This window comes from Paenibacillus sp. J53TS2 (assembly GCF_018403305.1).
GTDB lineage: Bacteria > Bacillota > Bacilli > Paenibacillales > Paenibacillaceae > Fontibacillus > Fontibacillus rhizolycopersici.
The window spans coordinates 1-12991 of the sequence record NZ_BOSK01000009.1; the positions used below are offsets into that span (position 1 = coordinate 1).

Genomic DNA, 12991 nt, shown 5'->3' on the forward strand with positions numbered 1-12991 from the left:
CCCCCTCAAGATGAGATTTCCCAATTAGTAAGACCCCTTGAAGACGACGAGGTTGATAGGCCTGAGGTGGAAGTGCAGCAATGTATGGAGCTGACAGGTACTAATCGGTCGAGGGCTTATCCAAAAAATACCCCAAAAAGTGAAGCGAGGCTTCGAAGGTAATTCCGATTACTTTTCGGGGGCCCCGATAAACCAAGTAAGGGCTAACACGCAAATACGTTTCGTATCCAGTTTTCAAGGATTAAACCTTGAACCGTTTGGTGGCGATGGCGGAGGGGTTCCACACGTACCCATCCCGAACACGACCGTTAAGCCCTCCAGCGCCGATGGTACTTGGACCGAAGGGTCCTGGGAGAGTAGGACGCCGCCAAGCAATATTCCCTGATAGCTCAGTTGGTAGAGCACTCGACTGTTAATCGAGTTGTCACAGGTTCGAGTCCTGTTCGGGGAGCCATATGCTCTCATAGCTCAGTAGGTAGAGTGCATCCATGGTAAGGATGAGGTCACCGGTTCGATCCCGGTTGAGAGCTTCTCTACATAGGGCCCGTTGGTCAAGGGGTTAAGACACCTCCCTTTCACGGAGGTAACAGGGGTTCGAATCCCCTACGGGTCACCATTTCCGTAATATGTAGATCCCAGATATGGAGGCTTAGCTCAGCTGGGAGAGCATCTGCCTTACAAGCAGAGGGTCGGGGGTTCGATCCCCTCAGCCTCCACCATACCATTGGGGATTAGCCAAGCGGTAAGGCAACGGACTTTGACTCCGTCATGCATAGGTTCGAATCCTATATCCCCAGCCACTTTTCTTAGTAAGAGCCATTAGCTCAGTTGGTAGAGCACCTGACTTTTAATCAGGGTGTCGAAGGTTCGAGTCCTTCATGGCTCACCAGTTTCAATTATGTGCGCGTGTGGCGGAATTGGCAGACGCACTAGACTTAGGATCTAGCGTCTTTGACGTGGGGGTTCAAGTCCCTCCACGCGCACCATCTTTAATGCGGACGTGGCTCAGCGGTAGAGCATCGCCTTGCCAAGGCGAGGGTCGCGGGTTCGATTCCCGTCGTCCGCTCCATCTAAATACGCGCCCTTAGCTCAGCTGGATAGAGCGTTTGACTACGAATCAAAAGGTCAGGAGTTCGAATCTCTTAGGGCGCGCCATTTTTCAAATCAATACCACCTTATTGACGGGATGTAGCTCAGCTTGGTAGAGCACCTGGTTTGGGACCAGGGGGTCGCATGTTCGAATCGTGTCATCCCGACCATTTCTTTAAGGTGCGGGTGTAGTTCAATGGTAGAACTCCAGCCTTCCAAGCTGGTAGCGTGGGTTCGATTCCCATCACCCGCTCCATACATAACAGCAACATCATCGGATAAGATGATGTTTTTTGTTATAATTTTAGAGATTATCTCCTTCCCGGGTATAAAAATTTTCTATCATTAACTTATACCCTTGCATTTTACTGCTTTACCGTGTTAGGGTAAGTGGAGTTGAAATGAATAGCGCTCCACTACGCGCATCACAGCTTCCCAGGATAAAATTTCTTACAAATTAAGTGAAGATTTTCAGGGGAGTTTATTGTATGATGTTAAGAAACGCTTAGCGAACGCCATTTGGTCTAAACGACAAAGATGATGACAATGCGGAATGAAGCTTGCTGCATTAGGGATGAAATGGGGGAGAAACATGACAGAGTTAACGGTTACCGCAGGAAAAGGCAACTCGAATAACTTGCTTCGGCGCGACATTCGTTTTTTGGGCAATATTCTAGGAGAGGTCCTGGTGCATCAGGGCGGCAATGAGCTCTTGGATATTGTCGAGAAGATACGTGAAGCCAGTAAATCCCTGCGGGCTGTATTTTTGCCGGAATTGCATGAAGAATTTAAAGGTATGATCAATTCTTTGGAGCCCGGAATCCGTCATCAGGTGATCCGTGCATTTGCGATCTACTTCCAACTGGTGAATATCGCAGAGCAGAACCACCGGATTCGCCGCAAACGTGACTACGAGCTATCTGCCGGGGAGACCGTTCAGTCCGGCACGATCGAGGCAGCTGTCCGCGATTTGAAGGAGCAGGGCTTTAACTATGCTGAAGCCCAGGAGATCCTGGGAGGCATGTCGCTGGAATTGGTCATGACGGCCCATCCGACGGAAGCGATGCGTCGCGCGATTCTAGACATCCACAAGCGTATCGCTGACGATGTTATGCAGTTGGATAACCCGACGCTCACGTTCCGGGAACGGGAGCAACTGCGGGAGAAGCTGCTTAACGAAGTGATTACCCTTTGGCAAACCGATGAGTTGCGTGATCGTAAGCCCACCGTACTGGATGAAGTTAGAAACGGCATGTACTATTTTCATGAAACCTTATTCCATGTATTGCCTGAAGTGTATCAGGAGCTGGAACGCTGTCTGACTAAATACTATCCGGAGCATTATTGGCACGTGCCAACGTATTTGCGCTTCGGTTCCTGGATCGGCGGCGACCGGGACGGCAATCCATCGGTAACCTCGGATGTGACTTGGGAGACGCTGCGGATGCAACGCAAACTTTCGGTTCGCGAGTACCAACGGATTTTGTCCGAGTTGTTCAAGCACCTCAGCTTCAGCACCAGCATTGTAGATGTAACGGACGAACTGATGGCCTCCATTCAACGGGATCGCCTTCAGGTCACTTTGCGCAAAACGCAGCAATGGAACAACGATAAAGAACCGTATCGTATCAAGCTGACGTACATGACGGAGAAACTGCACAATGTTTTGGATGACAGCAAGAGGGATACGCCAGAGCGTTACCCAAGTGTTGAGGCGTTTATCCAGGATCTGAAAATCATCGACCGGAGCTTACGTCATCACTACGCCGACTATGTTGCCGATACCCATATTAAGAAGCTGATTCGTCAGGCAGAGCTGTTTGGCTTCCACACAGCCACGCTCGATATCCGCCAACACAGCAAAGAACATGAGAACGCCATGACGGAAATTTTGGCGAAGATGAATATCGTGGACAATTATGCCGAACTGGAGGAGCAAGACAAGATTGAGTTGCTGGAACGTTTGTTAAACGACCCGCGGCCACTCACTTCTCCGTATCAGGATTACAGCGAGAATACGAGAGAGTGCCTGGATGTTTACCGCACCGTGTATCTGGCGCAAAAAGAATACGGCCAGCAGTGCATTACCAGCTATCTCATTAGTATGGCGGAGGCGGCCAGTGATATTCTCGAGGTCATGGTCTTCTCGAAAGAGGTGGGCTTATTCCGCAAAGAAGCCGATGGATCGGTCGTATGTACACTGCAAGCTGTTCCGCTGTTTGAAACGATCGACGACTTGCACGCAGCGCCGGGAATCATGCGCCAGCTATTCGGCATGCCGATTTACCGCGAGTCGGTAGCGGCGATGAACGATCTCCAGGAAATCATGCTGGGCTACTCCGACAGCAATAAGGACGGCGGTGTCGTTACGGCGAACTGGGAGCTACGCGTAGCGCTGAAGCAAATTACAGCCGCAGCCCATGAATATGGCGTTAAGCTAAAGTTCTTCCACGGACGCGGCGGCGCGCTTGGGCGTGGCGGGATGCCGCTGAACCGCAGTATCCTCGTGCAACCGCCAGAAACGATTGGCGGAGGTATCAAGATCACCGAGCAAGGCGAAGTGATTTCTTCGCGTTATTCTTTACGCGGTATCGCGTACCGCAGCTTGGAGCAAGCAACCTCGGCCCTGATTACCGCGGCGATTCAAGCGAAGCTCCATCAAGGAACAAGTCCGGAAGAGCAACGTTGGGAAGACATCATGGCGGGCATTTCCGAGAAATCGCTTCATAAGTATCAAGATCTTGTTTTCCGCGAACCGGATTTCTTGAAATTCTTCCGTGAATCGACGCCATTGGTCGAGGTCGGCGAGTTGAATATCGGTTCCCGTCCTTCCAAGCGCAAGAATAGCGATCGGTTTGAGGACCTGCGGGCGATTCCATGGGTGTTTGCCTGGACGCAAAGCCGGTACTTGTTCCCAGCCTGGTACGCAGCGGGGACCGGTCTGATGGACTTCTACCAAAACAACGAAGAGAACCTCAAGGTTCTTCAAAATATGTATCAGCATTTCTCATTCTTCAGAACGGTGGTTGATACACTACAGTTCGCGTTGATCAAAGCAGATCTGGTGATTGCTAAAGAGTATGCGAAAATGTGCTCGGATGACGAGGTTAAGGATCGCATCCTCAGCCAAATTGAAGAGGAGTTCCGCTTGACTCGGGAAATGGTGTTGAAAATCACCGGCATTACCGAGATCCTCGATAACATACCTGGGCTGCAAGAATCTATCCGCTTGCGTAACCCATATGTCGATCCGCTTAGCTATTTGCAGGTACAGCTCTTGACGGAGCTGCGCACGGCGCGAGACCAAGGTCAGGATGATGCCGAACTGCTGCGTGAAGTGTTGCTTACGATTAACGGAATTGCCGCAGGTCTCCGGAATACGGGTTGATACCTGCAGATTTATCGACAGGAAAGTCAAAACGGGCCTTCTCTACGAGGAGGTCCGTTTTTTTGCATTCCGCTTTTGCTGAATGTATTGCATTTTGTGAAAAGTTGCTTTAACATTTGAATGAAGTGCCGACGACTGGAAGTACCCTTTAAATTGTCATAAAGTCAGGTTACTAAAGGGACGAATAGCCGGACAGGCAGGGTATAAGTATATAAGGATATCATGTACCTGAGCCCTTCCAACCGATTTGGGGGAAAATATGGTGGTGGAACATTTTGATGCAAGACTGGTGAAGCTGGCCCGCAAAGGAGATCAGGGCGCCTTCGCCGAACTTGTTGATCTATATAAGGATAAGCTTTATCATCTCGCATACCGGATGTTGTCGAATCGTCACGAGGCGGAGGATGTCGTACAGGAGACGTTCTTAAGGGTGCACAAAAATTGGAGCCGATACGACGACAAGCAGAAGTTCTCCACGTGGATTTACCGGATTGCGACCAACTTATGCATCGATCGGCTGCGGAAGCGGAAGCCAAGTTATTATCTGGATGCCGAAATGAACGATCAGGAGGGCATGGACGGATACACCTTGATTCCCGGGGACGAACGAACGCCGGAATCGGAATATCTGCTGTCGGAAACGCAACAGACCATCCACCAAGCCATCGACGGCTTGCCTGCCAAATACAAGTCGGTGATCGTGCTCCGTTATCTTCAGGAGATGTCGCTGCAAGAGATCAGCGACGTGTTGGATATGCCGGTGACGACGGTCAAGACGCGCGTTCACCGTGGACGGGAATTTCTACGTAAGAAGCTAGAGCATAAGATGCTTTAAAATGGGGACTCCTCCAACGATATTATTTTTGAAACGAAATGTGAATCGTTACGTATGTTAAGGTAGGACGACTATGATCTCTAGCCGTGCCCTCCGCTTTTCGCATAGATTAGTACTACTGAAAGGATTGGCTGATATGGAATGCAAACATGCCTCATCCATGATGCATGATTACCTGGACGGCGAATTGAGCCGCGACCATGTCGAACAGCTGAAGCTGCATCTAGACCAGTGTCCGGATTGCCTAAAGGAATTCAGGGAATTGGAAAGAACCGAAATGATGCTGTTTGCAACGATTAAACAGCATGCTAACCTATCGGCTCCCGATGAACTGGTGAACCGGATCATCAGCCAGATCCCGAGTCAGCCCAAGCAGCAGGCATGGATCCAATGGATCAGACGCCATCCGGCTTTGACGGCGGCAGCGATGTTTTTACTGGTCATGCTGTTCAGTGCAGTATCTCTTTGGGATAGCGACGATCAACTCGTCGTTAAAGGAGCGGACCTGGATCAGGTCATTATTCAAGGCGATACGGTCACCGTACCCAGCGACTCCAAAATTGTCGGGAACTTGACCGTCGAGAACGGCAAAGCCGAGATCTACGGTGAAGTGCAAGGCAACTTGACGGTGATTGACGGCTCCTATTACCAAGCCTCCACGGCGCATGTCTCGGGCGAAGTCAAACAGATTGATCAAGCGCTGGATTGGATCTGGTATAGGATTATCAATACGTTTACGGAAGTTGCCTATAGGTGATCATCGAACGATGTAGAATAAAATGGCGCCTCACCTTCGGGAATGGGCGCTTTTTTATTTGGTGAACGAAGGAAAAAATTAACAACAGATACGGAATGAGCCTATTTTTACTGAACGCTTGCATCTAACTTGTGAACGTTATAACCTAGTAGTTAGGGGAAACTTATAGAGACAAGCTTGTAGGTTGTACATATCGTTTCCTTGTCGGCGGGCCAAACGTCCGCAAGGAACATTCCGGGGGTCGCAGCATGAACTATTTTGTGAATCTGACTTGGCAGGATACCATCAAGGATGTTATCGATATCCTCATTGTTACCTATATAATATATCACCTGATTTTGCTCGTACGGGGGACGCGTGCCGTGCAGCTGCTCAAGGGGATTCTGGTCCTGGTGTTTATTTGGGCCGTGAGTACCTGGTTTGATTTGTACACGCTGAAATGGCTGATGAATCAGATGTTTACGTTTGGGGTGCTGGCGATCTTCATCATTTTTCAGCCAGAGCTTAGACGTGCATTGGAGCAGCTCGGTCGAGGTAAGCTGTTTGGGCGGAATAGTGCGGATGAAGAGGAATTCGGCAAAGAGATCGGCGAGATCATTAAGGCCGTAAATTATTTATCACGTAGAAAGATAGGGGCCCTAATCGTTTTTGAACGAGACACGGGTTTAAATGAATACACCGAATCGGGGATTCCGATGCAGTCGATCATTTCTTCGCAACTGCTGATCAACATATTCATCCCGAATACCCCTTTGCATGACGGGGCCGTAATTGTACAAGGTCACCGGATTTCCGCTGCCGCCTGCTATTTGCCGCTGTCGGAGAATCCGTTTATTAGCAAGGAGTTGGGTACAAGGCACCGGGCAGCGATCGGGATCAGTGAGGTCGGTGATGCCGTCTCCATCGTCGTATCCGAGGAGACGGGGCAAATTTCTCTGGCGATTGACGGTCAAGTCGTTCGGGATATCAACGAGGAGTCGCTGATTTCCAAGCTGTATGCGGAATTAGGTCCCAACTCGAACACCAAAGAAAAACGCAGCCCGTTCCGCAGACGGAAGGAGGCCGGCAAAAATGGATAAATGGCTCACTCATAACAATTTTGCCAAGGTCCTCGCTCTTGTGTTTAGCATTATTTTGTGGGCCATGGTGCATCTGGACAGCGGAACCCCCGTTGACTCCACGACACTGGCGCAGCCGCGATTCATCGACAACGTCAAAATCGAAGTGACTGGATTTGACGAGGACAAATACATTCTGTATGACCTTGAGCCTAGCACGGTACGTATGGAGGTCAAAGGAAAACGAATTGACCTAACCACGAACTTTTCCGATTATAAGGCGAGGCTAAATCTTGAAAACCTAGGACCCGGAACGTTCACGCTCCCATTGACCCATGAGCTTCCTCCTGGAGTTGAACTCATCTCGATGGACCCCTCGATCGTAAAAGTGACGATCGAAGCGAAAGAGACCCGGCCGATCCCCGTGACCATTGTCACGAAAGGGGAGCCGGCCGATGGATTAGTTCTTGGGACTCCGATTGTTGCTGGAGAAGGAACCGTAGATGTAACGCTGCCGGCAAGTGAGGTCCAAGAGTTGAGTAAAGTTGAAGGCACAGTGGACGTCACTGGACTCAAGGACTCGGTAAAAGGCAAAAGCGTCAAGCTGACGGCATATGATAGACAAGGGCAGCCGATGGAAAATGCGAAAATTTCGCCTAGTTCGGTGGACGTAGAAGTACCGATTAATAAACTTTACAAAAACGTGCCGCTCGAAGTACGCAAGTCAGGGCAACTGCCTTCCGGTTATGTCTTAACCGGTGTCGAGACCGATGTGGAAGGCGTCGTGCTATATGGCTCCAAAGAAGCGTTGGAGGGTATATCCTCCTATCCGGTGACGGTCGATCTGAGTCGTTCCGACGGGTCGACTGAGACTAAATACTCGGTGGACTTGACTCCTCCAGAAGGTTTTGAGAAAATCGAGCCGAGCTCTGTCACGATCACATTGCATGTCATGCCAGGCGGGCAAAAGCAGCTTGAAGGCGTGCCGGTAACGTTGAAAAATACGGGATCTTCGTACGACGTCAAATGGATCCGGCCGGTGGAGGCAATGCTGAGCTTGACGGTGATCGGGCCCAACGAGACGTTGGATGCTCTTCGGCCGGAGGATATTCAGATTACGGCGGACTTGGCGCATCTGGGGGCGGGAACCCACTCGGTACCGATCGAGGTGAATCTGCCAGAAGGTGTGGAATTAGCCGACTCGGAAACCTCAATAACCGTAGACGTGGAGCTGACGGAGAAAGGAAACCCAACCTCCGGTGTGCCTGTGGAACATTCGGATCCGGCAGACGGCGCTCAAAGCCCTGCTGGAAGCGGAACGCCATCCCGTCAGGAGGAAGGCGGCAATACGACAGAGGATATCACCTCGGGCAATGGTGCGTAACAAGAAAGATTAGCGGACAACCAAGAATATAGACCGGACAGTCATCACCCGGGAGACGTGGAGAACGGTATGGTGCTGGCAAAATATTGAAGGAGTGAAACCATGGGGAAGTATTTTGGAACGGATGGCGTAAGAGGAATTGCGAATCAAGAGCTGACAGCTGAGCTAGCTTACCAGATCGGGCGCTGCGGAGGTTACGTGCTGACTGGGCAGGCCTCCAAGCCGAAAGTCGTTATTGGTATGGATACGCGCATTTCGGGCGTCATGCTGGAGTCTGCGTTGGTGGCGGGAATGCTGTCGATCGGTGCGGACGTCATTCGTCTGGGCGTCGTGACAACGCCGGCTGTGGCCTATTTGACCCGCTTGCTTCAAGCGGATGCGGGCGTCATGATTTCTGCCTCCCATAATCCGGTTGAGGATAACGGGATCAAGTTTTTCGGCAGTGACGGATTTAAGCTGTCGGACGATACGGAATTGCAAATCGAAGAACTACTCGACAAGGATACCGACGAATTGCCACGGCCGATTGGCGGCGGTTTGGGTACGGTGACGGTCGATAACGAATCGAAGCTGAAATACCTGGATCATCTGAAAACGACAATCGGCTCCTCGTTCAAAGGGCTGAAAGTCGTGCTGGACTGCGCGAACGGAGCGGCCTATGAGCTGGCACCGAAGCTGTTTAGCGAGCTGGGAGCCGAAGTGCATACACTGGCCGCCGAGCCAAACGGCCTCAATATCAATGACCATTGCGGATCTACGCATCCAGAACGGCTCAAAGAGGAAGTCGTGCGTCTAGGTGCTCATCTCGGACTTGCTTTTGACGGCGATGCGGATCGGTTGATCGCCATCGATGAATTAGGCGAAGAGGTAGATGGCGACTACATCCTGTGCATCTGCGGTGACGCGATGAACAAAGCCGGTAAACTGAAAGACAGCACCGTTGTTTCGACGGTGATGAGTAATTTTGGCTTCTACAAGGCAACAAAGAAACTGGGATTGGCTACTCAGCAAACCGCGGTGGGTGACCGTTATGTGATGGCAGAGATGCTACGCGGCGGCTACAATCTTGGTGGGGAACAATCCGGGCACGTGATTTTCCTGGATTACAATACGACCGGGGACGGAATTCTGACGGCGATTCAGCTAGTCGATACGCTGTTGGCTTCCGGCAAGCCGCTTAGCGAGCTGAAGAAGGTCATGAAACAGTATCCGCAGGTGCTGGTAAACGTCCGCGTTCAGGACAAGAGCAAGTTTGCCGGAAATGCTCTGATTGCCGAAGCGATTGCCGAGGTCGAGCAAGAGCTGGCCGATAACGGACGGGTACTGGTTCGTCCGTCGGGGACGGAATCGCTTATCCGCGTCATGGCTGAAGGGCCGGAGAAGGCAGAGCTGGAGAAGCTGGTTTCGCAGATCGTGGAGGTCGTGGAGAAACAATTGGTGTAACGACCTGACTTTTTATTTGGATATAGGATCCTTCAAGGACCGCTGAACAGGATTGATTTCCTGTTCGGCGGTTTTTTGCTTAGGTTTGGTAAGGACTACAGTATCTTTTTTACTCCTTTTGACGATTATCCCGTTGCATCAGGTCATGTCATGCATAGTCGTGGTGTCGTCCTGTAAACAGGAACAACTCGACTCGGGGGCATGAAGCTACTTCAACTGAGACACAATTCCCCCATTTCTGAACGAAAGGGATAATCGTGTAAAGAGGCGTGAGGTTGACCCTAAGGGCATTAAGGACCCTAAGGACCATAAAGGCCGTAGCTCGACGGGGTGGGGTCAGACGTTGTTCTGGGCCAGAGGGGTAAAAAGCACGATTTGATGAATCAGGACAAGTTGATCATTGCCAAATCGGGTGAAGGTGCATATAATTAAGCATATTCGAGCAAAGAAAGTGAGGGTTGTCAGGTTTACCGGAATTTAAGCGCCAGAACTTCATTGTGCGCGTGCGTTGGGATCGTAAAGGGTAAACAGGCGCTCTTAGGAGACGTTGTCGCTAGGGCAGAGGCGGAAGGCCAATCTGCCGGTGACCGCAGAGAATCTTGAGGCGTTAGCGAACCAAACGTACGGCAAAGCGAAGTTGACGAGGTGGAGGTGTTCGGAATGTTCGGCGGGGGCCTCCCGGTGCTTCATCGCACCGTAACCGCATCGGCAAAAGGAATGGGCGACCGTTCCCACAAACCGTGCGGGCAGATGGAACATCACATTCATTGGATTTTCATGAATGTACGTAAGCAAGCAACGCGGAAGAAATCCGCGGTGGACGGAGCAATCTGGGCATTCGTGAAAAAGTGGTTGAAAATTGCAGAATCGTCTGCTTTTGACCAAGGTGTTTTTTTGACAATTGAATAGTTCTGTCTCAGTACACTGCGTGATTCTTCTTCCGTGTTCCGCTTCTTACGGCCAAAAACCATCTTGTAAGAATGAAACGGAGGATAAAATATTATGTGTGGTATTGTTGGATATATTGGGAATCGGGATACGCAGTCGGTGTTGCTTGACGGATTGAAGAAGCTGGAGTACCGCGGGTACGACTCAGCCGGGATCGCGGTATTTACGTCAAATGGCTTGAAAATCGCGAAATCGTTGGGACGTCTGGCCAATCTGGAGTCGAAATTGGAAGGTGCACCGCTCAAGGGATCGGCCGGGATCGGTCATACCCGCTGGGCTACGCACGGCAAACCGTCTGACGTGAATTCCCATCCGCATACCGACCATACTCAGAAGTTTTCGGTCGTGCATAACGGGATTGTTGAAAACTATCTGGAGTTGAAGGAAGAACTGATCGAGCAGGGGTACGTCTTCGTTTCGGAAACGGACACCGAGGTGATTTCCCATTTGGTGGCCCGCGAATATCAAGGCGATATCGTGAAAGCCGTTCAGAAAGCGATCAGTTTTATGCGCGGCGCTTTTGCGCTTGGGGTTTTGACCGAGTATGAACCCGAGAAACTGGTTGCGGTTCGTCAAGCTAGCCCGCTCATTATCGGTCTCGGTGAAGGCGAGAACTTTATCGGCTCCGACATTCCGGCTTTGTTGAATTATACGCGGAACGTGTATATTTTGAATGACGGTGAAATGGCGGTATTGACGAAGGATGCTGTCGAATTGATGACGATCGAAGGGAACTTTATTTCTCGGGAAATGATTCGTGTCGATTGGGACGCCGTGACCGCGGAAAAAGGCGGTTTCGATCATTTCATGCTGAAAGAGATCCACGAGCAACCGAAGGCTTACCGCGACACGATGTTGGGACGCATCGACGAAAGTGGACGGAAGGTTGTGCTTCCAGGCCTTAAACTGTCGGACGAAAAAATCCGCAGCTTGACCTCGGTTCATGTCATCGCCTGCGGTACGGCTTATAATGCCGGTCTGGTCGGCGGGACGGCGATCGAACAACTGGTGCGCATTCCGGTGATGAACGACGTCGCTTCGGAATATCGTTATCGCTCGCCGCTGATCACGCCAGAGACGCTCGTGATCGTGGTCAGCCAATCCGGTGAAACGGCGGATACATTGGCGGCGCTGCGTGAAGCGCAAGCGAACGGTGCGCATGTACTAGCGATCACCAACGTGGTTGGCAGCTCGATCGCCCGCGATGCGGACGATGTGATTGCGACGCTGGCGGGTCCGGAAATTGCCGTTGCTTCGACGAAAGCTTATACGTCCCAGTTGATCGCGTTCTACCTGCTTGGTCTGTACATGGCTCAAGTGCGCGGTACCCAAAGCGCGGACGATGTAGCCCATGTCATCGCCGCGATGCATTCGCTGCCGGAGCAGGTGGAAAGCATGTTGGCTCAAGCCGATACGGTGAAAGCTTACGCGGAGCAAATCGCCAGCCACGAGCATCTGTTCTTTATCGGCCGCGGCCTTGACTATTCCGTCGTGCAGGAAGGCTCGCTGAAGTTGAAAGAGATTTCCTACATTCACTCCGAAGCGTATGCCGCTGGCGAGTTGAAGCACGGCACACTGGCTTTGATTGAGGAAGGCGTTCCGGTCATCGCGCTTGCGACCCAGGAAACCGTGCTCGAGAAAACCGTCAGCAACATCAAGGAAGTGAAAGCCCGCGGGGCGGACGTCATGGCGATTACGCACGAAGAGAACGTGCCTGACCTGCTGAAGTCCGTTGACCAAGCGCTGGCCATTCCGAAGACGTTGCCGCTACTGACGCCGGCCTTGTCCGTTGTACCGCTGCAACTGCTCGCGTACTACGCAGCGCTGGCTCGCGGCAACGATGTCGACAAGCCGCGGAACTTGGCGAAGAGCGTGACGGTAGAGTAAGTGATGTCTGATGACATTTGAACAATGTTCAGTGAAAATAAAGTATTAGACTGAAAAATAAAGTATTAGACTGCGAAAATAAAGTTTTAGACTGAGTAAATAAAGTATTAGACTGCTGGGTGCGACAGCATTTACTCCAAATTACAGACATCATGAGCTTGAACCCCGTAATTGTAACTAATTACGGGGTATTTTTTTTTCT

The 12991-nt window shown here is 51.1% G+C and carries 8 protein-coding genes, 11 tRNA genes and 2 rRNA genes; all 21 read left to right on the forward strand.

The features are described from left to right. Nucleotides 1-124: ribosomal RNA gene (locus tag KJS42_RS17950) — 23S ribosomal RNA — on the forward strand; the annotation flags it as partial. Between the two features lie 132 nt (nt 125-256). Beyond that, a 5S ribosomal RNA gene (gene rrf / locus KJS42_RS17955) occupies nt 257-373 on the forward strand. A gap of 5 nt (nt 374-378) precedes the next feature. Further along, nucleotides 379-454 (forward strand) — tRNA-Asn (locus tag KJS42_RS17960). Between the two features lie 3 nt (nt 455-457). Then, nucleotides 458-530 (forward strand) — tRNA-Thr (locus KJS42_RS17965). A gap of 11 nt (nt 531-541) precedes the next feature. Further along, nucleotides 542-616: transfer RNA gene (locus tag KJS42_RS17970), tRNA-Glu, on the forward strand. 27 nt (nt 617-643) lie between these two features. Continuing rightward, nucleotides 644-719 (forward strand) — tRNA-Val (locus KJS42_RS17975). A gap of 6 nt (nt 720-725) precedes the next feature. After that, a tRNA-Gln gene (locus KJS42_RS17980) sits at nt 726-800 on the forward strand. A gap of 13 nt (nt 801-813) precedes the next feature. Further along, a tRNA-Lys gene (locus tag KJS42_RS17985) sits at nt 814-889 on the forward strand. Between the two features lie 13 nt (nt 890-902). Continuing rightward, nucleotides 903-986: transfer RNA gene (locus tag KJS42_RS17990), tRNA-Leu, on the forward strand. An 8-nt stretch (nt 987-994) separates the two neighbouring features. After that, nucleotides 995-1069 (forward strand) — tRNA-Gly (locus tag KJS42_RS17995). Between the two features lie 9 nt (nt 1070-1078). Then, nucleotides 1079-1155: transfer RNA gene (locus KJS42_RS18000), tRNA-Arg, on the forward strand. A gap of 27 nt (nt 1156-1182) precedes the next feature. Beyond that, nucleotides 1183-1259, forward strand: a tRNA-Pro gene (locus KJS42_RS18005). A 12-nt stretch (nt 1260-1271) separates the two neighbouring features. Beyond that, a tRNA-Gly gene (locus KJS42_RS18010) sits at nt 1272-1345 on the forward strand. A 336-nt stretch (nt 1346-1681) separates the two neighbouring features. Beyond that, the gene (gene ppc / locus KJS42_RS18015; protein WP_193419119.1) at nt 1682-4477 is read left to right on the forward strand and encodes a phosphoenolpyruvate carboxylase; all 2796 of its coding nucleotides are present in this window, start codon (nt 1682-1684) and stop codon (nt 4475-4477) included. Nucleotides 4478-4736: 259 nt separating this feature from the next. Next, on the forward strand, nt 4737-5312 hold the full coding sequence (gene sigW / locus KJS42_RS18020) for an RNA polymerase sigma factor SigW (protein ID WP_155608456.1): 576 nt from the start codon (nt 4737-4739) through the stop codon (nt 5310-5312). A gap of 136 nt (nt 5313-5448) precedes the next feature. Then, nucleotides 5449-6069 carry a zf-HC2 domain-containing protein gene (locus KJS42_RS18025; protein WP_155608455.1) on the forward strand — a complete coding sequence of 207 codons (621 nt, stop codon included), beginning with the start codon at nt 5449-5451 and terminating at the stop codon, nt 6067-6069. A 248-nt stretch (nt 6070-6317) separates the two neighbouring features. After that, nucleotides 6318-7148, forward strand: coding sequence for a diadenylate cyclase CdaA (gene cdaA, locus KJS42_RS18030; RefSeq protein ID WP_155608454.1), 831 nt, complete (start codon nt 6318-6320; stop codon nt 7146-7148). Beyond that, the gene (locus tag KJS42_RS18035; protein ID WP_213623670.1) at nt 7141-8511 is read left to right on the forward strand and encodes a CdaR family protein; all 1371 of its coding nucleotides are present in this window, start codon (nt 7141-7143) and stop codon (nt 8509-8511) included. The genes cdaA and KJS42_RS18035 overlap by 8 nt, the downstream gene beginning before the upstream one ends. A gap of 102 nt (nt 8512-8613) precedes the next feature. After that, nucleotides 8614-9954, forward strand: a complete 1341-nt coding sequence (gene glmM / locus KJS42_RS18040; RefSeq protein WP_193419117.1) for a phosphoglucosamine mutase — start codon at nt 8614-8616, stop codon at nt 9952-9954. A gap of 681 nt (nt 9955-10635) precedes the next feature. Then, on the forward strand, nt 10636-10863 hold the full coding sequence (locus KJS42_RS18045; protein ID WP_155608451.1) for a hypothetical protein: 228 nt from the start codon (nt 10636-10638) through the stop codon (nt 10861-10863). Nucleotides 10864-10956: 93 nt separating this feature from the next. Continuing rightward, nucleotides 10957-12789: a glutamine--fructose-6-phosphate transaminase (isomerizing) gene (gene glmS / locus KJS42_RS18050; RefSeq protein WP_193419115.1), complete on the forward strand. Its 1833-nt coding sequence runs from the start codon at nt 10957-10959 to the stop codon at nt 12787-12789. Nucleotides 12790-12991: the final 202 nt, after the last annotated feature.

What these genes read in the sequence shown, in the direction of transcription:
- KJS42_RS18035 (WP_213623670.1), top strand. Translation starts at nt 7,141, where the DNA reads ATGGATAAATGGCTCACTCATAACAATTTTGCCAAGGTCCTCGCTCTT.
- sigW (WP_155608456.1), top strand. Translation starts at nt 4,737, where the DNA reads ATGGTGGTGGAACATTTTGATGCAAGACTGGTGAAGCTGGCCCGCAAA.
- glmM (WP_193419117.1), top strand. Translation starts at nt 8,614, where the DNA reads ATGGGGAAGTATTTTGGAACGGATGGCGTAAGAGGAATTGCGAATCAA.
- cdaA (WP_155608454.1), top strand. Translation starts at nt 6,318, where the DNA reads ATGAACTATTTTGTGAATCTGACTTGGCAGGATACCATCAAGGATGTT.
- KJS42_RS18025 (WP_155608455.1), top strand. Translation starts at nt 5,449, where the DNA reads ATGGAATGCAAACATGCCTCATCCATGATGCATGATTACCTGGACGGC.
- ppc (WP_193419119.1), top strand. Translation starts at nt 1,682, where the DNA reads ATGACAGAGTTAACGGTTACCGCAGGAAAAGGCAACTCGAATAACTTG.
- glmS (WP_193419115.1), top strand. Translation starts at nt 10,957, where the DNA reads ATGTGTGGTATTGTTGGATATATTGGGAATCGGGATACGCAGTCGGTG.